Genomic DNA, 19,754 nt, shown 5'->3' on the forward strand with positions numbered 1-19,754 from the left:
TTAATAAGTTGATTAATTGCAATTTTTAATCTGAAACGACCATCACCTTTGCTAGCAAGCCATGGTTGTAATTGATTGCTATGGTCGTTTGAATAAATTAAATCGCCATATTGCGTCTTACTAATACAACTATTTACATTTTTAGGATCGGTCAAAATTTCAGTCAAGCCACCTTGGGCTTGTTCTAAAATTTTGTAATATGAAGATAGACTAGGCTGAGGGTCAGCATCTATCGTTAGAACTTTCTTGCCCATAGCGAACAAACATCCGCCTAGGTTGGCTGTAAGTGTCGTTTTTCCGACACCGCCTTTAGTTGATATTATCGATATAACCTTCATAAACAATCCTCATTATTTTCAGAGTAATGTTTATGTTTATTGTTATACGACTAACTATCTAACTAAATAACATGGTGGGGCGTGAGCGATTTGAACGCTCGACCAGCGGATTAAAAGTCCGATGCTCTACCAACTGAGCTAACGCCCCATAAAAAGATGAAATTATACAGTAATGTAAATTTCAATTATTTTTTATTTACAACTTCTCTAAGTAATTTTCCCGGCTTAAAAAATGGCGTAAATCTCTCACCAACCTGCGTTCTTTCTTTGGATCTTGGGTTGATGCCTAAACGCGCTTTTTTATGCCGCCTATGAAAACTACCAAAGCCCCTAATTTCAACACCTTTACCAGTGACAATACTTTCTGTAAGTGTTGTTAGAATAATATCTACACACGCCTTTACCTCTGATTTTGGCAGGGTAGAATTTTCAAATAAATTAAGAATTAGGTCTGTTTTTTTCAATGACTTAGTCTTTGGCTTTCTTCAATAAATCACCTAGCGTGGCACCTTCTACAGACTCAGAAGATTGCTTGTTATAGTCTTCCATTGCTGCTTTTTCTTCAGCTGAATCTTTGGCTTTAATACTGACAGTAATATTACGCATTTTTCTGTCAATATTAACAATAGCCACTTCGATTTCATCACCTACTTTTAACACAGTGGAAACATCATCAACACGCTCTGATGAAATTTCACCTGCTTTTAAATAGCCTGTAATTTCGTCTGCCAATGTAATGACAGCACCCCTTGTGGTTACCTCAGCAACCGTGCCTTTGACTACAGAGCCTTTCTTGTTTAGCGAGGTAAAAGACATAAAGCTATCTTCTTCTAGCTGTTTAATACCCAAAGAAATTCGCTCTTTCTCAGCGTCAATATTCAAAATCACAACTTCAAGCTCTTGACCTTTGGAATAGTTGGAGACCAACTCATCTGCAGGTTGTTTTTCCCAAGAAAGATCGGCCAAGTGAATCAAGCCATCAATGCCGCCCGGAAGACCGACAAATAAACCAAAGTCTGTGATTGACTTAACATTAACATCAATCTTATCGCCCTTATTATGCGAAGCCTCAAAAGCCTCCCAAGGGTTTTCTTGTGCTTGCTTCATTGACAAAGAAATACGGTGTTTAGATTCTTGTACATCCAACACAACCACATCAACCTCTTGACCCAGTTTGACAAATTTAGAAGGACGGGCATTGGCATTTGTCCAATCCATTTCTGATACATGGACCAAACCTTCAACACCCTCTTCAATACGCACAAATGCGCCATAATCTGTCAGGTTAGAAACTGTGCCTGAAGCTTTTTTACCCAATGGCAAGCGATCAGAAATATTGTCCCAAGGGCTGACTGTTAATTGCTTCAAACCTAAAGACACACGCATTTTTTCTTTATCATAATTAAGTACTTTAACGGTAATTTTGTCACCAATAGTAAGTTTCTCAGAGGGGTGATTAACTCGTTGCCACGAAATATCAGTAATATGTAATAAACCATCGACAGCACCAAGGTCAACAAATGCACCATAATCGGCTAAGTTTTTAACCACACCTTCAATTTCTTTGCCTTCTTCAAGGGATTCAAGTAATGCCTCTCTGTCTGCAGAGTTGGCTTCTTGCATAACTGCTTTTCTAGAAATAACGATGTTGTTTCTAACCTCATCCATTTTGATAACAATCGCCTCAATCTCTTGACCTGTTAGATATGAAAAATCTTTAACTGGATGCGTATCAACTAACGAGCCTGGCAAGAACGCCTTAACCACGCCAATATCAACAGTCAAACCGCCTTTCACAGCGCCAGTAACAATGCCAGTAACCACTTCTTTGGCGTTCATTGCAGCTTCAAGCATCTGCCATAACTTAATGCGTTTGGCTTTTTCCCTAGATAATAAAGTGTGCCCCAATCCATCGTCGATAGATTCTAAGGCGACTTCTACCACATCGCCCTCTTGAACTTCTAACTCGCCTTGTGGGTCTTTAAATTGGTCTAGAGAGATAAAAGCTTCTGATTTTAATCCAACATTAATAACCGCTTTTTCACGATTGATGCTGACTACAGTACCCATTAATAAGGCACCTACTTTGACATTTTGTTGTTCTTCACTGTTTTCAAACAACTCTGCGAATGATTCTGACATATTATTTTCTTTGATGTTGACCGGTAAAAAAATCCAACAACGGCATAAGTTGGGTTTTATCGGGTTAGTTTATTTAAAAGACTTAACCGCTTAAGTCTTCATTAATTCGCTCACTTGAGCAATCACCTTATCAATCGATAACTCTGTAGTATCAATGATAAGCGCATCATTTGCGGGCTTAAGTGGTGAGTTTTTGCGAGAACAATCTCGCTCATCCCTTGCCACCACCTCTGCCAAGATTTGCGACATTATACCCATAGTACCTTGCGCTTGCAATTGTTTTAAGCGTCTTTTGGCTCGTTCTTGTGCACTTGCTGTCAAAAACACCTTAAATGGTGCATCCGCAAAAACCACCGTGCCCATATCTCGCCCGTCTGCCACCAGTCCTGGCGCTTGTGCAAAATCTTGTTGGCGTTTTAAAAGTGCAGTGCGTACCACGCCAATGGATGCAATTTTAGAGGCTATTTCGCCTGTCTGCTCGGTGCGTAGTGTTTTGGACACATTCCTGCCCTCTAAAAACACACTGACCAATTCACTGTCCTGTTCGGTTTTAAATTCTAAATCAAGGGTTTGTGCGATTTTCTGTAAAGCACTTTCATCAGCAATATTCACACCTCTAGCTTCAACTGCCAAAGCAAAAGCACGATAAATTGCCCCAGAATCCAACAAATTCCAGTCCAATTTTTGTGCCATAACTCGTGCAACCGTACCTTTGCCTACACCACTTGGTCCATCAATGGTTAAAACATTATTCACCCTTAACTCCTTTGAATTCTGATACTCGGATTTTACCATTCACAAGGCGAGATTTTCTTTGGTTGATTTTGTCCATTTTTTGCCAAAACGCCTCGTTCAAATCAAAATCAGCACTAATCGCCGTACCTATCAACAAAATCAACAAATCTGCGGACTCTTCTGCTAAATCAGCCTTCGATTTTCCCTTAGTCACACAAGCCGATATTTCGCCCAACTCTTCTGTCATCAATACCACACGATACACCAAATCCTCGCCGCCATTATTTTTAAAATCATGCTTGTTATGAAATGCTTGAACGGTTTCTAGTATGTCTTTGTATGAATTCTTATCCATTTTTTTTGTCCTTATAAGTCTAATATTTCAACTACTTGCTTCAATATGAGATTTTTGCATAAATATATAGATACGCATCTAGTGCATAAAATTGAGTTTTTAAATATCATTCAAAGGTGTTTTCATATAGCCTTTTTACTGCCTTTTTTTATTTCAAAAATATTAACTGAAAAAGACAAATATATTATTGTCTCTCTTAATATTTGAACTAGTTTAACAGCCCCCTCTAAATCTTGCCGGGTAATGGAAAAACTTTTTTCTATTTTTCTCTTTTTCTTCAACTGTAATGGTCTAATTTCTTTCATCTTTAAACTTTACTTCATTTACTTTCTAATTTCATATGTGGAAACAACAACACATCACGAATAGAAGGCGAGTCGGTGAATAACATTACCAAACGGTCAATACCTATGCCTTCACCAGCGGTAGGTGGCATACCGTATTCCAAGGCACGAATATAATCAGCATCATAATGCATCGCCTCATCATCGCCAGCATCTTTTTCTGCCACTTGTTTATGAAAGCGTTCAGCTTGATCTTCGGCATCGTTTAACTCAGAAAAGCCGTTGGCAATTTCCCTGCCACCAATGAATAACTCAAATCTATCGGTAATAAATGGATTGTCGTCATTACGCCGTGCAAGTGGCGAGACTTCGGTCGGATATTCAGTGATAAAAGTCGGTTGAATAAGTTTTTCCTCTACCGTGGCTTCAAAAATCTCAATTTGAGTTTTGCCCAACCCCCAAGTGTCTTTTACTGCTATGCCCAATTTTTTAGCAGTGGTAGTGGCATTGTCCGCATTTAAATCATCAACTGAAAAATCAGGATTATGCTGCAAAATTGAATCAAATACGCTGATACGCTCAAAGGTTTTAGAAAAATCAAAATCATCACCCTGATATTGTACAACCGCATTGCCGCATACATCAACGGCAATACCTCGGAATAAGTTTTCCGTTAAATCCATCACATCATGGTAAGTGGCGTACGCCTGATAAAACTCAATCATGGTAAATTCTGGATTGTGGCGAGTAGATAGCCCTTCGTTTCTAAAATTACGATTGATTTCAAATACTCTATCCATGCCGCCGACAATCAGTCGCTTAAGATAAAGCTCAGGCGCAATACGCAAAAACATAGGTATATCTAGCGCATTATGATGTGTTTCAAAAGGCTTAGCAGTCGCACCGCCTGGAATAGATTGCAACATTGGCGTTTCCACTTCCATAAAACCTGCGTTGTTGAAAAAATTACGAATATAGCTAATAATCTGCGAGCGTCTTTTAAAAGTATCACGCACTTGCTCGTTGATGATTAAATCAACATAACGCTGGCGGTAGCGCATTTCTTGGTCAGACAAGCCGTGGAATTTTTCTGGCAATGGTCTCAGTGCCTTGGTGAGTAGTTTTATCTCATTCACACGCACAGATAGCTCGCCTACTTTGGTCTTAAACAGTGTGCCTTTAACACCAACAATATCACCAATATCCCACTTTTTAAACTGCTCGTTATAAAACCCCTCAGGCAGTTCATCACGGGTAACAAACAGCTGAATCTGCCCGCTGGTATCCTGAATATGAGCAAAACTCGCCTTGCCCATTACCCGTTTTAGCATCATCCGCCCTGCGATTGACACTTCAACTACTTTTTGCTCTAACACTTCTTTTGAAAGTTGCCCAAACTCTGTCGTAATATCTTTGGCCAAGTTCTCAGGTTTAAAATCATTGATAAACGGATTGCCTGCCTCTCTCAACAAGGCTAATTTTGTTCTTCTTTCTGTTATTAATTTATTGTCGTCTTGATTACTCATACTGTCCTAATGTGTGTTTTGTTGTTTTTCTTGGTTTTCCAAATCTCTTTGGGCTAATGTTTTTGCCGTGCTTAAATCACGCTCAGCTTCTGCCAATTTTCCCATACCTTTGAGCAAAGTGCCACGATTATAATAAGCTTGATAAAAATTTGCATCTAAATCAATGGCTTTTGACAAATCTTGATACGCTAAATCGTCTTTTCCTAGTTTTAAAAATGCATTGCCGCGATTATAAACAGCGGCAATATAATCCCTTTCTAATTCAAGTGCTTGAGAATATGCATCAATCGCTGCTTGAGATTGCTCCAACTTATCATAGCAATTACCTAAATTATTAAACGCACCGCAATCTTTGCCATTCAACGCCAAGGCTTTTTTAAAATGCTTAACTGCCACCTTAAAATCTTCTTTTTCCTGTGCCATAGTCGCTAAACAAAAATGTGCTTCGCTACTATTTGGATTGGATTTTATCGCATTTGACATGCTCTCCATCGCCAAATCATCACTGCCTTGTAATTGGTGCAAATTGCCCAAACTCAAATGTGCATTGGCTTGAAGGTCTTTGCCCACATTTTGATGATTAAGCAGTGCATTCCACGCTTGAATAGCTGAAGATAATTTGCCATTTTTCTGATGTGTGTAAGCGGCAACCATTAAATCACTAATCTCTTGTTCGCTGCTCATAATAGCGTAACAATCAGTTTACGATTATTTACACCAGCACGATGCTCATATAGAAATAAACCTTGATATTTGCCTAACGCCAATTTTTTATCAACCACAGGAATGCTTTTCGACTCACCTGTCAAGATAGAGCGAATATGCCCTGAGACATCAAAATCACCTTCATTATTATGCCGATAATTTGGGTTTGCATCGGTAACAATGGATTGAAAATAATCCTCAATATCCAGCAATAAATCGGGGTCTTCGTTGCCCGTAATCATCAACGATGCTGAAGTATGGGCAACAAATATATGACACAATTTCGCATTATTGCCCTGCTTAACAATATCGTTCACTTGTTGGGTAATTTCAACAGCACCACGACCTTGGGTAACAACTGTCAATTCACTCATTTCAGCAAATCTTTGGCTTTACTGATGTCTAGGCTAACAAGCTCTTTTTTGCGACCAAACGAACGCACAAGAAAAAAAACCGCCAATAGCAAAAAGACAAAAGGTGTAAACCATAACAAATAGGTGTTTTTATTCACAGGCGGTTTAAACACCACAAAATCCCCATATCGCTCAACCATAAACACACGAATATCGTCGTTGGTTTTTTGATTGAGGATTAACTCTCTTACCTTTTCCCTTAAATCTTTTGCCAGTCCAGCATTTGAGCCACCTATACTTTGCCCCTGACACACTGGACAACGAATTTCGCCAATTAACGCCTGATAACGCCGCTCTTGTTTCTGCGAGGTAAAACTGGTCACATCAATACTTTCAGCATGCACTAAGTTAAAAAGCCCTAACACTAACAAAAATTGAATAAAATAACGCACAATAAATCTCGCTAAATAAAAAATAAATAATTTTAACCCATGCCACCAATTACACTTAACAATCTTTCCCTATTGTTTTACATCAAAATGTCCCGAGTGTCCCGAGCCGGGAACTCAATCTAATAATAATAAATGTTGTGATTTTTTATTGTCAATAAAGACTTGTGAAGCATTTTTAGCAAAATCTTGATAATCGTCTAGACTGCCAATTTCTGCAATAACGCCATTGATTTCATCGGCACTACAAATTCTATCACCCAGTTCGTTGCCAAAATACTCGAAAACACTAGATTTTACTAAATTTTCTTTAGGATTTATATGGTGATGTTTGTAGTTTAAATTAACATAGCTTGCAACAATAGGCAATGCATACTCGCCACTCAAATGCTTTGCTTTAAATCTAGATTGGAATAATCCACCAGCGCGTTTATATTTTTTATTAAAAAAGTTAACATACGATGCACCAAGTCTGTGCATAAATTTAGAAATACCTTTGTCATTTTTTTGTTTTAACAATAAATGAAAGTGATTGGGTAGCAGACAATAAGCCACAATTTCCACTAATTTATCTTCATTAATTTCAACATCCTTTCTATTTCTACTATGCTTGTAAGCATCACTATGATTAACACGGTTTAAATCATTTAAGCGTTTAAAGAAAAAATACAAATCATTCTTGTCCATAAAAATATCACGCTTATCAATACCCCGATTGAAAACATGATAATATTCATTAGTGACAAATTCTATATCTCTTCTTGGCATAGTTCCCGGCTCGGGACAAACAAAAAATAAAATTATAACACCTTTTGTCCCGAGCCGGGAACTGTATAGGAGTAAAATTGTGTAATGCCACTGATTACACTTGACAATCTTTCTCTGCGTTTTGCTGAAAAACCTATTTTAAATGAGGTGAGTGCCACCATTTTAAAAGGTGAAAAAATCGCACTCATTGGGCGTAATGGCGAGGGAAAATCAACCTTTATGCGTGTTTTAGCTGGAGAAATTGAGGCGGACGATGGCAAATTAAAGATTAAAAATGGCATAAAAATTAGTTATTTAGAACAAACACCGCCCGAAGATAATGAAAAAAAACTGTTTGATGTAGTCGCCGAAGGCTTGGGAGATATTGGGGTTATTCTCACGCAATATCAACAATTAATAACAGAAGGAAAACTGAATCAGGCTACTAACTTACAAGAACAAATTGACCAACTTGATGGCTGGCAATATCTACATAAAATCGAAATCATCCTACAACGCTTCACCCTGAATCCAGAGGCAATTTTGTCCACTTTATCAGGCGGCTGGCGGCGACGGGTAATGCTGGCAAAAGCCTTAATACAAGAGCCAAATGTGCTGTTGCTTGACGAGCCAACCAACCACATGGACATTACTGCCATTCTTGACTTGGAAAAAATGCTCAAAGACTATCACGGTACTTTGGTGCTCATCAGCCACGACCGTTCTTTTATGGCAGGCATTGTTAATAAAGTATACGACCTTGACCGTGGTAATTTAGCGGTATTTGAGTGCGGCTATCAAGATTATGTCAAACGCAAAGACAATGTCCTTAATTCAGAGGCATTGGCGAACAAAAGATTTGACAAAAAACTGGCACAAGAAGAGGTGTGGATTCGCCAAGGCATTAAGGCGAGAAGAACCCGCAACGAAGGTAGAGTGCGGGCTTTACAGGCAATGCGCTCTTCATTCATCAGTCGTAGGCAAAAGCAAGGCAAAGTCAAAATACATTCAGTAGCAGAAGATGAAAAACGCGCCTCAAAAGTTGTCTTTGAAGTCAAGAAAATGTCTTATAAAATCGGCAATTTGCAATTGGTAAAAGATTTTTCTATGTTGGTGTTAAAAGGCGAAAAAATCGGCATTATCGGTGGCAATGGTACAGGAAAATCCACTTTTATCAAACTACTACTGGACGAATTACAACCCGACAGTGGCTCTATTCGTCGCTCAAAAACCATCAAACTGGCTTATTTTGACCAAATGCGAGAAAATCTTGACCTGAATATGAAGGCCATGGATTTTGTCTCAGGCGGTCGAGAGCATATCGATATTGGCGGCAAAAGCAAGCACATTATCGGCTATTTGCGTCAATTCCTATTCACTGGAAAACAAGCCATGGCACCGATTAGAATGTTTTCTGGTGGTGAAAAAAACCGCCTAATGCTGGCTAAAATCCTTTCTCAACCTGCCAATTTATTGGTATTGGATGAGCCGACCAACGACCTTGATGTAGAAACCTTGGAGCTACTAGAAGAAATGCTAGTGGACTACACCGGCACGCTGATTTTGATTTCCCACGATAGGTCTTTTCTTAATAATGTGGTCGGCTCAACCTTAGTTATGGACGGCAATGGTATTATCAATCAATATGCAGGTGGCTATGACGATTATCTCAGCCAAAAACAAAGCGATTTAAACGCTAAAGAAAAAACCAAAGCCAAACCAGTTAAAAAAACAACTCAAACAACCAACAAACTCACCTACAAACAACAACAGGAGCTTGATAAACTACCCGAAAAAATCGAAAAAACTGAGATAGAGATTAAAGAAATGCAATTAAAACTCTCTAGCCCTGATTTTTTTCAAACGGATGCCTCTCAAGAAGCCTTAATTAAACTTGCCAGACTAGAGAGCGATTTAGAGCGTTATTACGAACAGTGGAGTGCGTTAGAATGAAAAACACACCCTTAATTGTTGATTTAGATCACACCTTAATTGACACCGATTTATTGTACGAATCCTCAATCGCAACGCTTAAAAAAAGCCCATGGCTAATACTAAAATACCCTTTTTGGTTCGCACAAGGTAAAGGCTATCTCAAGGAACAATTAGTCAATCGCTGTGATATCGACATCACCGCTCTACCTTACAACCAAACCACCATTGATTATATTCAGCAACGCAAAAAAGACGGTTGCAAAGTAATACTTGCCACTGCCTCTCACAAAGATTATGCGTTTGCCGTTGCCAAGCACCTTGAGTTATTTGACGATGTTATGGCAAGCAATGCAGGGTTTAATCTGTCCTCACACAACAAAGCAAAGAAATTGATTGAACGCTTTGGCGAGCGGGAATTTGATTATATGGGCGACCACCTGCGTGATTTGCCCATTTGGGAGGCTTCTAATCTGTCAATTCTGGTTAATATATCAAACAGTATTATCAGCAAAACCAAACACCTTAACACACTAGTCTTGTCAAAAAAACACTAAAAAAAATAATTCCATTTCCCCAAGAGCCGACTGATATAATACCGCCTTTTGTTGTGTGTTTTAACAATAAATTATCAACGGTTCAATTATCATAAATTTTAAGGGGTATCACAAAATGTTAAAAACAACACTGGCAACTATCTTTCTAATCGCCACCACCGCCCAAGTACAAGCAGAAATGACACTTAAACATGGGTTTTATTTAAGCAAGTCTGCTGGTAGCATTGATGCAGATATTTCTGGAAAACATCAGGATTTTTCCGCATTCACTGGCACAAACCCCGAAGATATTACTGAAAAAAATGCTAGAATCTATGATGGGAAAATTTCCAATGCCCGTTCTTTTGGCTACAATTTAAGATACACGCCAAAAGTTGGTTTTGGCTATGAACTAGGGCTTTATTTTACTAAAATTAAAATGCCAACCCAAAATGCAGCATTAATTCATGATGATGGCAGTGCTTTTAAGGCTTTTGCCCCAAATGGAAATATAATAGATGTTGTGGTAAAATCTCCCTCCTCTCATATAACCACTACTGACCTTTATTTGGGTGGCTTGTATAACTTTACAACCGTTGATAAAATAACCCCTTATGTTGGGTTGGGTTATGCCAAAGTTAAAGGCAACTGGCATCAATCTTATTATAGAGGAACGCCTGGTGGCGTAGGGTATGGACAAAGTGGAAAAACCAAAATTGATGGGCATTATGTTAGTGCTAAAGCAGGTGTCAATTTCAAAGAAAATTATAATTTAGAACTAGAGCATGCCAAGCACAAACTTCATGCCGATGCTTTTAGAAGTTTCAATATCAACGGCTCAGATTCTGAGTTTAACCGCACCTCTGTTAATCTTATTATTAACTTCTAATTTTTAATCATTTTTACAGAAAAAAAGGTAGTTTCGCTACCTTTTTTTACGCCTAAATAATTAGGGTTAGAGTGTCATTTATTCAACATTTTTCTTTGATCTCCCTGCTTTTCTACTGCTTACTCTGGCATTGGTCAAAGTCTCGATTTCTTTGATAAAAATCTCATTACCAAGCGCTAATTCTTTGCTAACGGTGATGCGGGTATCTGCCAATATCTGCGTTGTGGCAAATAATAAACTTAAAAATTACCAACTTTTTCATTTCTTTCTCCTGTTTTTAAACCCCTTCGATTAAATAAGACAAACTGCCTAAGAGTAAATAAACAACACTGGTAACCATAAGTGTGGCGGCGATAACTCTGGCTAGGACAAGGTTTTTGCCTAAAATTTGCTTGTTAAAAAACCATATAGCATAGCCAACAATGAAAGCAATAATGAGTAGTCGTATTAGGAGCATAATTTAATTTTATCGTAATTTATCCGCAATTTTAGTCGCTAAAGCGAGACTGATACCGCTAACTTTTTGTATTTCATTAGCCGATGCTTTTTTGATTTCTTGCAAGCCACCAAAGTAATTAAGTAGTGCTGTTCTGCGTAGTTTTCCTACACCAGCAATACCTTCAAGTAGTGATGTGGTGCGTTTTTTTCCGCGTTTTTGACGATGATTTTTAATCGCAAAGCGGTGTGATTCGTCACGAATATGATTGACCAACATCAGTGCGGGGTCGTGAGGCACTAGGTTAATTTTGTTAACTTTTTCGTCTTTAACCGTGATTAAGGTCTCAAGCCCTGCTTTTCGCCCTTCCCCCTTGGCCACACCGACTAATTGCACATTGTCCACGCCGATGGCGTTCATTACCATAATGGCTTGATTGAGCTGCCCTAGTCCGCCGTCAATAAAGACAACATCTGGCAGAGGGATTTTCTCCTTTAGCAGGCGAGAATAGCGCCTAAAAACTGCCTGATTCATCGCCGCATAATCATCGCCTGGGGTGATATTGTTGATGTTAAATTGGCGATATTTTTTAACTTTTGGCAGTCCTTTTTCAAACACCACGCACGAGGCAACAGTCGCCTCGCCCATGGTGTGGCTAATATCAAAGCATTCCATGGTGTTTGGTAATATTTTGAGATTGAGTGTTTTTTGCAGTTGTTGAAGTTGTGTGTGCTTGGTGAATTTTGAGATGAGTTGTTGTTTTAGGTTTTCCTGTGCGGTAAGTGTGGCAATTTTTAAAAAATGGCGTTTGTCTTTTTGTGGTGTGTCAATAATTTGTGTAGATAGCGCCGAGGCGATGAGTTTTTTGTCTGTTAGTTTCTCACTGAGTAAAAGTTGTTTGGGTGTATCTTTGCCCAAATAATACAGCGGCAGAAAAGCCGATAAAACTACTTTGCTCGGCTTGCCCTTGGCGTGTTGCGGGAAAATACATTCTTGCCCAATTTGCTTGCCTGAGCGCACAAACAAAACCTCAACAGCGTGAACGCCATCTTGGGTAACAATGCTAATCACATCCATATTGCCCATACTTTGAGAGCTGTGTTGTTCTTGAATAGTGCGCAAACCAATCATTTGATCGCGCAGACGAGCTGCCAACTCAAAATCTTGATTTTTGGCAGCAACTTGCATTTTTTTAGAGATATTATCTAGCGTTTGCACCCCTTTTCCTGACAAGAAAAGCCCCATCATTTTGACATCTTGTGTGTAGTCTTTATCGCTAATTTTCCCCACACAAGGTGCACTACATAGCCCAATTTGGTATTCTAGGCAAGGTCTTGACCTTGAGCGATAAGTGGCGTTAGTGCATTGCCTAACTTTAAAAATTTTCTTGAGTAAATTCAGCGAATCTCGAACTACGAGTGCAGAAGGATAAGGCCCAAAAAATTGATAGTTTTCTCGTTTAGTGCCCCGATAAAAACCTGCTCTTGGATGTTTGTCATTGGTAAGATAAATATAAGGATAGCTTTTTGCGTCTTTGAGTAAAATGTTGTATCGTGGCTTGTTTTCCTTAATCAGTTGATTTTCTAACAGCAATGCCTGCGTTTCTGTATCGGTAATTACTACCTCAAAATCTTTAATATTGGTAACCAAAACTCGGGTTTTATCGTCTTGATGGGTTTTAGAAAAGTAACTGGACACCCGTTTTTTAAGGTTTTTTGCCTTACCAACATAAATCACCATGCCTTGTTTATCAAGCATTTGATAAACGCCAGATTGGGTTGTTAAATTTTTTAGTTTTTCTTTAATTGACATCTATACAAAAAGGTAAAATACATTTCATTTTGAAAGCCTTTTAAACAATGATTAAAACACTGCTTATTATATTGCTTATTCTGCCTATTAATTTGGCTTTAGCGGCACAGAATACCACTTTGTCAAATTCAAACTCGTTGAATGGTATTATTGACCTGCCAAATACAGCCGCGCTCAATATTATGATGGGTGCTTTGTCGTCGCTTAAAGAGCTTAGAGAGCAAAATAAAGCCACACCTGAGAATATCGAAACACTTATTAAAATCAAACTGTTACCTAATATTGCATTGGATGTTTCAGCTCGGTTGGCACTAAAAAAACACTGGCACACTCTTAACAGCCAACAACAGCACATTTTTCAGCAATATATTACTGAGTCTTTAATTAGAGATTATGCAGGTGTTTTAGGAGCTTATAAGCAGTTTGATAGTATCAATATTTCAGTCAATCCTAAGGTAAAACGCAAGGACAATAAGGCGATTGTTAAAGTACTCATTGCCTTTAATGAGAGTCAAAATCCTTTCAAAGTAACTTTAAAAATGATTTATTCAAATCGCTGGCGTGTGTATGATTTAATGTTTTCAGGGGTGAGCCTGGTTAAAAACTATCAGGCACAATTTAATTCACACATTAGGCGCAAAGGCATCGACAGCCTAATGAGAAAAATTATCAGTAAACTTTCAAAAGGTTAAAACACAATGTACAAGCTAGTTATTCAAGGCGGAAAACCTCTACACGGTACTGTTAAAGCCTCAGGGTCTAAAAATTCTTCATTGCCTATTTTATTTGCCTCTATTTTAGCAGACAGTCCGATTACACTAAACAATACACCACACCTGAGCGATATATCCACCACACTAAGGTTGTTAATGAGTATGGGCGCTGAGTTTATTTTAGAGTCTGATTCTTCGTTATTCGTTGATTCTTCTAAACTCACTAATTTAGTGGCTGATTACAATTTGGTGAAAACCATGCGTGCGTCAATTTTGGTATTGGGTCCCATGCTGGCAAAATATGGTGAAGCCAAGGTTTCATTGCCAGGCGGTTGTGCCATTGGCACTCGTCCTGTTAACCTTCACCTCAAAGCATTGGAGGAATTAAACGCCACTATTGAAGTTAAAAATGGCTATATTTATGCAAAATCCAAGGGCTTAGTGGGTGCAAATATTCATTTTGACCAAGTAACAGTAACTGCCACAGAAAATGTCATTATGGCAGCCACACTTGCCAAAGGCACAACCACAATCAACAACGCCGCTCAAGAACCAGAAGTATCTGATTTGTGTTTTTACCTTAATAAAATGGGTGCAAAAATTAGCGGTATCGGCACTTCAATTATTATTATTGAAGGAGTGAAAAATTTAGAAGGTGTGCAGTACTCAGTTTGTTCAGACCGTATTGAGGCAGCCACCTATTTGGTTGCCGCTGCTATTACAGGTGGTTCTATCACCGTTAAAAATACCAATTCTCAGGTGATGCGCTCCGTACTTGGCAAATTAATCGAAATCGGCGCTGACATTAAAACTGGAAAAGACACCATTAGCCTTGATATGAAAGGAAAACGACCAAAATCTGTTAGTATTAAAACTGGCGCCTATCCTAATTTTCCAACCGATATGCAAGCGCAATTTACCGCATTAAACACCATTGCAGAAGGCCATAGTAGTATTACTGAAAATATTTTTGAAAACCGCTTTATGCACATTCCTGAACTCATGCGTATGGGGGCAGACCTCATGCTAGAAGGCAACACCGTGGTTTGCAAAGGGGTAAAGTCACTAACGGGCGCGCATTTAATGGCAACTGACCTAAGGGCTTCGGCATCATTAGTATTGGCAGGATTGGCTGCCAAAGGCACCACTACGATTGAGCGGGTTTATCACCTTGACCGTGGTTACGAAACCATTGAAGAAAAGCTAAAATCATTGGGTGCTGACATTGAAAGAGTACAGGATTAATTATGTTAACAATCGCATTATCTAAAGGCAGAATTCTTGAGCAAACCCTGCCATTATTAAAAAAAGCAGGGCTAAAAATTGCCGATGCAGAACTGAATTCCAGAAAGCTGATTTTGGATACCAATCTTGACGATGTCAAAGTAATCGTCATTCGTGCTACTGATGTGCCTGTATTCTTACAACATGGAGCAGCAGACATTGGTATTGCTGGCAAAGATGTATTACTAGAGCATGGCGCCAATGGTTTGTTTGAGTTGCTAGATTTAGGTATTGCCAAGTGCAAACTAATGGTAGCAGCCAGGGATGAGGGTAAATTAAAACAAAGCACTCTGAAAATTGCCACTAAATATGTCAACTCAGCCAAACGCCACTTTGAAGGCAAAAATCAGCAGATTGAGATTATTAAACTCTACGGCGCAATGGAGCTCGCACCCGTGGTTGGCTTAGCGCATTGTATTGTTGATTTGGTCGATACTGGCAATACACTCAAAGCAAACGGACTTGTGCCGCTTGAACACATTGAAAACATTAGCACTCGTTTAGTGGTTAATGCTGCGTCATTCAAAACCAAAAATGTGCAAATTAAATCCTGGGTTCAGGCAATAGAAAAAAACCTATGATTACTCGCCTATCCACACAGCAAACTGATTTTCAAGATAAACTATCTAATTTACTCGCTTGGGAAGGTGTGTCTAATGCTGATGTCGTTCAAATCGTTGACGATATTATTGCCAATATCAAGGCCAATGGCGATACAGCACTGGTTGATTACAGCATCAAATTTGATGGCGTAAATGCCGCCAATATGTCAGACTTGACTATTGCATTGCCGGCACTCAAAACAGCCTTTGAGTCGCTAGATAACAAGGAAAAAACCGCACTACAAATAGCGGCCGATAGAGTGCGTTTCTACCACGAAAAACAACACCAAGACACTTGGACTTATGCCGAAGATAACGGCACCGTATTAGGGCAAAAAATTACCCCAATTGAACGAGTAGGTCTATATGTACCAGGTGGAAAAGCGGCCTACCCTTCTTCGGTGTTGATGAACGCCATCCCTGCCAAGGTCGCTGGCGTACAAGATTTAATTATGGTCGTGCCCACACCAAATGGTGTTACCAATCCATTGGTTTTAGCAGCGGCATATATTTCAGGCGTTACCCAAGTGTTTACCGTGGGTGGCGCACAGGCAATAGCGGCACTGGCTTATGGCACGCAAACCATACCAAAGGTTGATAAAATTGTCGGTCCAGGTAATATTTTTGTCGCTACTGCCAAACGAGCAGTATTTGGTCAAGTTGGCATTGATATGATCGCAGGACCGAGTGAAATTCTCATTATTTGCGATGGCAAAACCGACCCTGATTGGATTGCTATGGACTTGTTTTCCCAAGCCGAACACGACGAAGATGCGCAATCGATCTTACTTTGCCCTGATAAAGATTTTATTAATAAAGTAGAAAAAAGCATTGAAAAACTTTTGCCAACTATGGACAGAAAAGCCATTATCGCCAAGGCACTTAAAGACCGTGGCGCTTTAATCCACACCAAAGACATAAATGAAGCCATCGCTATTTCTAACCAAATTGCACCCGAACATTTGGAACTTTCTGTCGAAAATCCTAAAGCCATGCTTGATAATATAAAACACGCTGGTGCAATCTTTATGGGTAGAAACACCTGTGAGGCGCTCGGCGATTATTGCGCAGGCCCTAATCATGTATTGCCCACCTCTGGCACTGCTCGTTTCTCATCGCCGCTCGGTGTTTATGACTTCCAAAAAAAATCCAGCTTAATTATGGTATCTGACCAAGGCGCAAACACACTTGGTGAAATTGCCGCTACTCTAGCAGATGGCGAAGGCTTACAAGCGCACGCCCAATCTGCTCGCTATCGCATAAAATAACTTCGTCTTTTTGTCTTCTGCTGTATTATATTTTATAAAATTTTCAATCACATAGTTTTTACTATGCTTAATCAAATTCTATACAATTTGCCTTGCATAAAAAAATACTCATTATTTAGCTCTAAAATAGTTAACCTGAGAGCAAAGAATACTCCAGCAAGTTCTATCAGTTTAAAACGGGAACTTATTACTACCGCCCATATTAGGTAGTTTCATACCCGACAAGTCAGGCATACTGCCACCCTCGCCGCCACCTTGCAATCCTGCCATTTTTGCCATCATTTTTTGCATTTTTCCACCACTCATTTTCTTCATCTGTTTTTGCATTTTTTCAAATTGCTTTAGCAGTTTGTTGATGTCTTGTGGCTGAGTGCCAGAGCCTTTGGCAATACGGTTTTTGCGTGAGCCTTTGATAAGTTTAATGTGGGTGCGTTCTTTACGGGTCATGGAATTGATGATAGCCACCATTTTTTTGGTTTCAACCGTGCCCATCATTTGGTTTTTAACACTCTGTGGAATCTGCCCCATACCAGGCATTTTGTCCATCAAAGCCTCCATCCCACCCATTTGCTCCATTTGCAAAAGTTGATCACGCATATCCTCTAAATCAAACTGCCCTTTTGCCATTTTTTTGGCAGATTTTTCAGCTTTTTTATGGTCAATTTTTTGTCCAATTTCTTCAATCAATGACAAGACATCGCCCATGCCTAACAGACGGGAAACAATCCTATCTGGATGGAAGGGCTCTAGTGCATCGAACTTTTCACCCACACCTAGGAATTTAATCGGTTTGCCAGTAATATGACGCACGGAAAGCGCCGCGCCACCTCTGGCATCGCCATCAGTTTTGGTTAAAATAATGCCTGTTAATGGCAGTGCATCGGCGAAGGCTTTGGCAGTATGCGCAGCATCTTGACCTGTCATGGCATCAACCACAAACAAAGTTTCAATTGGATTTACCTGTTTTTGCAAGGCCTGAATTTCGCTCATCATTTGCTCATCAATGTGCAAACGACCTGCGGTATCAACCAACAACACATCGAAAAATTGCTTTTGTGCGTGTTTTTTGGCACTGGCGACGATTTTCTCTGGCTTATCGTTAATGCTAGAAGGGAAAAAATCTACTCCAACTTGTTTTGCCAACACTTCTAACTGAGTAATGGCCGCAGGACGATAAACATCGGCACTAACCACCAAGACTTTTTTGTTTTCTCGCTCTTTTAAATAACGCGCTAACTTAGCAATTGAAGTGGTTTTACCTGCACCTTGCAAACCTGCTACCATCACTACTGCGGGCGGTTGTGCCCTTAAATCTAGAGTTTTGTTTTCACCACCAATAATCTCGGTAAGTTCTGTTTCTACCAGTTTGATAAAGACTTGTGACGGATTAAGCCCTTCGCCAACTTTAAGCCCCAAAGCTTTTTCTTGCACCTTATCAAGAAACACCTTGATGACTTCAAGCGCAACATCAGCCTCCAATAAGGCACGGCGTACTTCACGAATGGCATCTTTAATATTGGATTCTGAGAGTTTATTTTTGCCTTGTAAGGCCTTAAAACTGTTGGCAAGGCGGTCGGTTAAATTATCAAACATTTTTAATATAAATATAACTAAAGTATCGTATTATAGTGGTTTGTATTAATTCAAAAAATAATTATGCTTTTATCTTACTTTGCAATTGTTGCCTATTTAATTGCAGCCCTGTTATTAATGCGTTTTTTCACCAAAAATGACCTACAACATCGTCATCAAAAAAGCATTTTTTTATTACTCAGTTTTGCCATTATTACGCACACTTTGACCTTTAGCGATTTTTGGACAACTGACGGTGTGTTTTTTGGACTGGCTAATAGCGCCTCTTTTGTGGCTTGGTTGGTAGCAATTTTATTGTTCTTATCCTCTATTTCCAAGCCTGTGCATGCGCTCGGTATTTTGGTGTATCCATTGGTTGCTGCATCGCTACTATTCAGTATTTTATTCCCCGATACAGCTGAAAAAACCATTCCCTTAAATATCGCTTCTCATGTGTTTTTATCCATCACCGCCTACGCCCTACTTGCTCTAGCTGTATGTCAATCGGTGTTGTTAAAAACCCAAGAAAAACACTTACACGCAAAAAAAATCAATGGTTTTATCAGTAAATTACCGCCACTGCAGACTATGGAAGCACTGTTGTTTCAAAGTCTTAGAATTGGTTTTTATTTGCTCACCCTTTCGCTTATCAGCGGTTTTATTTTCATTGATGATTTATTTTCCCAGCATCTGGTTCACAAAACTGCCCTTTCTGTCATTGCTTGGGTTATTTTTGCCACACTCATTTTTGGCAGAAAGGTCTTTGGCTGGCGTGGGAAACAAGCTATTACTGCCATACAAATCGGCTTTGGTGTTTTAGTGCTTGCCTATTACGGTTCTAAGTTCGTCTTAGAACGCTTATTGTCTTAATTAAATAAACTTATTAGCCACTTTTTTAAATTGTAATGATCTAATCAACTTGGACACATTTCAAGCCACTTTTTTCAATTCAGCCATCTTTTCTGCTGGTGTAATGATCTAACTTTCTTAGACACAAAGATAGCCTTATAATACAAAAAATAAGGAGGTCAAAATGACGCAAATAATAAAAACCAGAAAAGAGAGAATAAATCTAA

The 19,754-nt window shown here is 39.2% G+C and carries 23 protein-coding genes and 1 tRNA gene; 8 read left to right on the forward strand and 16 right to left on the reverse strand.

The window, feature by feature from the left end; genetic code table 11:
• The 12 genes from CRYPD_RS04335 to CRYPD_RS04390 all read right to left on the reverse strand — a co-directional run.
• Positions 1 to 338 (reverse strand): ParA family protein (locus CRYPD_RS04335; RefSeq protein ID WP_138146378.1); only part of this gene is annotated, 338 nt, incomplete at its 3' end.
• Positions 339 to 410: 72 nt separating this feature from the next.
• Positions 411 to 486: transfer RNA gene (locus CRYPD_RS04340), tRNA-Lys, on the reverse strand.
• A gap of 37 nt (positions 487 to 523) precedes the next feature.
• Positions 524 to 802, reverse strand: coding sequence for an HU family DNA-binding protein (locus CRYPD_RS04345; RefSeq protein ID WP_138146379.1), 279 nt, complete (start codon positions 800 to 802; stop codon positions 524 to 526).
• A gap of 4 nt (positions 803 to 806) precedes the next feature.
• Entirely contained in the window at positions 807 to 2,480 is a 1,674-nt protein-coding gene (rpsA, locus tag CRYPD_RS04350) for a 30S ribosomal protein S1 (RefSeq protein WP_138146380.1), read from the reverse strand.
• 90 nt (positions 2,481 to 2,570) lie between these two features.
• Entirely contained in the window at positions 2,571 to 3,275 is a 705-nt protein-coding gene (gene cmk / locus CRYPD_RS04355) for a (d)CMP kinase (RefSeq protein ID WP_171004316.1), read from the reverse strand.
• Complete coding sequence (locus tag CRYPD_RS04360) at positions 3,229 to 3,570, reverse strand: MazG nucleotide pyrophosphohydrolase domain-containing protein (protein WP_138146382.1); 342 nt, start codon at positions 3,568 to 3,570, stop codon at positions 3,229 to 3,231. Before CRYPD_RS04360 ends, cmk begins: the two co-directional genes overlap by 47 nt.
• 122 nt (positions 3,571 to 3,692) lie before the next feature.
• Positions 3,693 to 3,875 carry a hypothetical protein gene (locus CRYPD_RS04365; protein ID WP_138146383.1) on the reverse strand — a complete coding sequence of 61 codons (183 nt, stop codon included), beginning with the start codon at positions 3,873 to 3,875 and terminating at the stop codon, positions 3,693 to 3,695.
• 14 nt (positions 3,876 to 3,889) lie between these two features.
• Entirely contained in the window at positions 3,890 to 5,380 is a 1,491-nt protein-coding gene (gene lysS, locus CRYPD_RS04370) for a lysine--tRNA ligase (protein WP_138146384.1), read from the reverse strand.
• Positions 5,381 to 5,386: 6 nt separating this feature from the next.
• Positions 5,387 to 6,064: a tetratricopeptide repeat protein gene (locus CRYPD_RS04375; protein WP_138146385.1), complete on the reverse strand. Its 678-nt coding sequence runs from the start codon at positions 6,062 to 6,064 to the stop codon at positions 5,387 to 5,389.
• The gene (locus CRYPD_RS04380; RefSeq protein WP_138146386.1) at positions 6,061 to 6,459 is read right to left on the reverse strand and encodes a secondary thiamine-phosphate synthase enzyme YjbQ; all 399 of its coding nucleotides are present in this window, start codon (positions 6,457 to 6,459) and stop codon (positions 6,061 to 6,063) included. Before CRYPD_RS04380 ends, CRYPD_RS04375 begins: the two co-directional genes overlap by 4 nt.
• Entirely contained in the window at positions 6,456 to 6,890 is a 435-nt protein-coding gene (locus CRYPD_RS04385; protein ID WP_138146387.1) for a cytochrome c-type biogenesis protein, read from the reverse strand. Before CRYPD_RS04385 ends, CRYPD_RS04380 begins: the two co-directional genes overlap by 4 nt.
• Before the next feature lie 114 nt (positions 6,891 to 7,004).
• Positions 7,005 to 7,655: a transposase gene (locus tag CRYPD_RS04390; protein ID WP_138146388.1), complete on the reverse strand. Its 651-nt coding sequence runs from the start codon at positions 7,653 to 7,655 to the stop codon at positions 7,005 to 7,007.
• 84 nt (positions 7,656 to 7,739) lie between these two features.
• Here CRYPD_RS04390 and abc-f point away from each other — a divergent pair, with 84 nt between their 5' ends.
• The 3 genes from abc-f (at position 7,740) to CRYPD_RS04405 (ending at position 10,991) form a co-directional block, all read left to right on the forward strand.
• Positions 7,740 to 9,587 carry a ribosomal protection-like ABC-F family protein gene (gene abc-f / locus CRYPD_RS04395; RefSeq protein ID WP_138146389.1) on the forward strand — a complete coding sequence of 616 codons (1,848 nt, stop codon included), beginning with the start codon at positions 7,740 to 7,742 and terminating at the stop codon, positions 9,585 to 9,587.
• A complete protein-coding gene (locus tag CRYPD_RS04400; protein ID WP_138146390.1) occupies positions 9,584 to 10,123 on the forward strand; it encodes a hypothetical protein in 540 nt (179 codons plus the stop codon). The genes abc-f and CRYPD_RS04400 overlap by 4 nt, the downstream gene beginning before the upstream one ends.
• Before the next feature lie 115 nt (positions 10,124 to 10,238).
• The gene (locus CRYPD_RS04405; RefSeq protein WP_138146391.1) at positions 10,239 to 10,991 is read left to right on the forward strand and encodes a hypothetical protein; all 753 of its coding nucleotides are present in this window, start codon (positions 10,239 to 10,241) and stop codon (positions 10,989 to 10,991) included.
• Between the two features lie 78 nt (positions 10,992 to 11,069).
• On the opposite strand, the gene CRYPD_RS08355 is transcribed toward CRYPD_RS04405, so the two are convergent.
• The 3 genes from CRYPD_RS08355 to uvrC form a co-directional block, all read right to left on the reverse strand.
• Positions 11,070 to 11,204 carry a hypothetical protein gene (locus CRYPD_RS08355; RefSeq protein WP_280178667.1) on the reverse strand — a complete coding sequence of 45 codons (135 nt, stop codon included), beginning with the start codon at positions 11,202 to 11,204 and terminating at the stop codon, positions 11,070 to 11,072.
• Between the two features lie 64 nt (positions 11,205 to 11,268).
• Positions 11,269 to 11,448 (reverse strand): hypothetical protein, encoded by a 180-nt coding sequence (locus CRYPD_RS04410; protein ID WP_138146392.1) that lies wholly within the window; start codon positions 11,446 to 11,448, stop codon positions 11,269 to 11,271.
• Positions 11,449 to 11,457: 9 nt separating this feature from the next.
• Positions 11,458 to 13,239, reverse strand: coding sequence for an excinuclease ABC subunit UvrC (uvrC, locus tag CRYPD_RS04415; RefSeq protein ID WP_138146393.1), 1,782 nt, complete (start codon positions 13,237 to 13,239; stop codon positions 11,458 to 11,460).
• A gap of 47 nt (positions 13,240 to 13,286) precedes the next feature.
• Here uvrC and CRYPD_RS04420 point away from each other — a divergent pair, with 47 nt between their 5' ends.
• From CRYPD_RS04420 to hisD, 4 genes are read left to right on the forward strand one after another with little or no spacing between them, the layout of a single operon-like run.
• Positions 13,287 to 13,931 carry an MlaC/ttg2D family ABC transporter substrate-binding protein gene (locus CRYPD_RS04420; protein WP_138146394.1) on the forward strand — a complete coding sequence of 215 codons (645 nt, stop codon included), beginning with the start codon at positions 13,287 to 13,289 and terminating at the stop codon, positions 13,929 to 13,931.
• Between the two features lie 6 nt (positions 13,932 to 13,937).
• Positions 13,938 to 15,197 carry a UDP-N-acetylglucosamine 1-carboxyvinyltransferase gene (murA, locus tag CRYPD_RS04425; RefSeq protein ID WP_138146395.1) on the forward strand — a complete coding sequence of 420 codons (1,260 nt, stop codon included), beginning with the start codon at positions 13,938 to 13,940 and terminating at the stop codon, positions 15,195 to 15,197.
• Between the two features lie 2 nt (positions 15,198 to 15,199).
• Complete coding sequence (gene hisG, locus CRYPD_RS04430; RefSeq protein WP_138146396.1) at positions 15,200 to 15,817, forward strand: ATP phosphoribosyltransferase; 618 nt, start codon at positions 15,200 to 15,202, stop codon at positions 15,815 to 15,817.
• Positions 15,814 to 17,106, forward strand: a complete 1,293-nt coding sequence (gene hisD / locus CRYPD_RS04435; RefSeq protein ID WP_171004317.1) for a histidinol dehydrogenase — start codon at positions 15,814 to 15,816, stop codon at positions 17,104 to 17,106. The genes hisG and hisD overlap by 4 nt, the downstream gene beginning before the upstream one ends.
• A gap of 171 nt (positions 17,107 to 17,277) precedes the next feature.
• Here the strand turns inward: hisD and ffh are convergent, their stop codons facing one another.
• Entirely contained in the window at positions 17,278 to 18,699 is a 1,422-nt protein-coding gene (gene ffh / locus CRYPD_RS04440; RefSeq protein WP_138146398.1) for a signal recognition particle protein, read from the reverse strand.
• 63 nt (positions 18,700 to 18,762) lie between these two features.
• Between ffh and CRYPD_RS04445 the strand changes: the two genes are divergently transcribed.
• Positions 18,763 to 19,548 carry a cytochrome C assembly family protein gene (locus CRYPD_RS04445; protein ID WP_138146399.1) on the forward strand — a complete coding sequence of 262 codons (786 nt, stop codon included), beginning with the start codon at positions 18,763 to 18,765 and terminating at the stop codon, positions 19,546 to 19,548.
• Positions 19,549 to 19,754: the final 206 nt, after the last annotated feature.

Origin of the sequence: Bathymodiolus heckerae thiotrophic gill symbiont (assembly GCF_900180345.1) — a bacterium.
GTDB lineage: Bacteria > Pseudomonadota > Gammaproteobacteria > PS1 > Pseudothioglobaceae > Thiodubiliella.

Excerpts from the sequence above, each read along its gene's own strand:
- rpsA (WP_138146380.1), bottom strand. The coding sequence starts at position 2,480 with ATGTCAGAATCATTCGCAGAGTTGTTTGAAAACAGTGAAGAACAACAA.
- cmk (WP_171004316.1), bottom strand. The coding sequence starts at position 3,275 with ATGGTAAAATCCGAGTATCAGAATTCAAAGGAGTTAAGGGTGAATAAT.
- CRYPD_RS04360 (WP_138146382.1), bottom strand. The coding sequence starts at position 3,570 with ATGGATAAGAATTCATACAAAGACATACTAGAAACCGTTCAAGCATTT.
- CRYPD_RS04365 (WP_138146383.1), bottom strand. The coding sequence starts at position 3,875 with ATGAAAGAAATTAGACCATTACAGTTGAAGAAAAAGAGAAAAATAGAA.
- lysS (WP_138146384.1), bottom strand. The coding sequence starts at position 5,380 with ATGAGTAATCAAGACGACAATAAATTAATAACAGAAAGAAGAACAAAA.
- CRYPD_RS04375 (WP_138146385.1), bottom strand. The coding sequence starts at position 6,064 with ATGAGCAGCGAACAAGAGATTAGTGATTTAATGGTTGCCGCTTACACA.
- CRYPD_RS04380 (WP_138146386.1), bottom strand. The coding sequence starts at position 6,459 with ATGAGTGAATTGACAGTTGTTACCCAAGGTCGTGGTGCTGTTGAAATT.
- CRYPD_RS04390 (WP_138146388.1), bottom strand. The coding sequence starts at position 7,655 with ATGCCAAGAAGAGATATAGAATTTGTCACTAATGAATATTATCATGTT.
- abc-f (WP_138146389.1), top strand. The coding sequence starts at position 7,740 with ATGCCACTGATTACACTTGACAATCTTTCTCTGCGTTTTGCTGAAAAA.
- CRYPD_RS04400 (WP_138146390.1), top strand. The coding sequence starts at position 9,584 with ATGAAAAACACACCCTTAATTGTTGATTTAGATCACACCTTAATTGAC.
- CRYPD_RS04405 (WP_138146391.1), top strand. The coding sequence starts at position 10,239 with ATGTTAAAAACAACACTGGCAACTATCTTTCTAATCGCCACCACCGCC.
- CRYPD_RS04410 (WP_138146392.1), bottom strand. The coding sequence starts at position 11,448 with ATGCTCCTAATACGACTACTCATTATTGCTTTCATTGTTGGCTATGCT.
- uvrC (WP_138146393.1), bottom strand. The coding sequence starts at position 13,239 with ATGTCAATTAAAGAAAAACTAAAAAATTTAACAACCCAATCTGGCGTT.
- CRYPD_RS04420 (WP_138146394.1), top strand. The coding sequence starts at position 13,287 with ATGATTAAAACACTGCTTATTATATTGCTTATTCTGCCTATTAATTTG.
- murA (WP_138146395.1), top strand. The coding sequence starts at position 13,938 with ATGTACAAGCTAGTTATTCAAGGCGGAAAACCTCTACACGGTACTGTT.
- hisG (WP_138146396.1), top strand. The coding sequence starts at position 15,200 with ATGTTAACAATCGCATTATCTAAAGGCAGAATTCTTGAGCAAACCCTG.
- hisD (WP_171004317.1), top strand. The coding sequence starts at position 15,814 with ATGATTACTCGCCTATCCACACAGCAAACTGATTTTCAAGATAAACTA.
- ffh (WP_138146398.1), bottom strand. The coding sequence starts at position 18,699 with ATGTTTGATAATTTAACCGACCGCCTTGCCAACAGTTTTAAGGCCTTA.
- CRYPD_RS04445 (WP_138146399.1), top strand. The coding sequence starts at position 18,763 with ATGCTTTTATCTTACTTTGCAATTGTTGCCTATTTAATTGCAGCCCTG.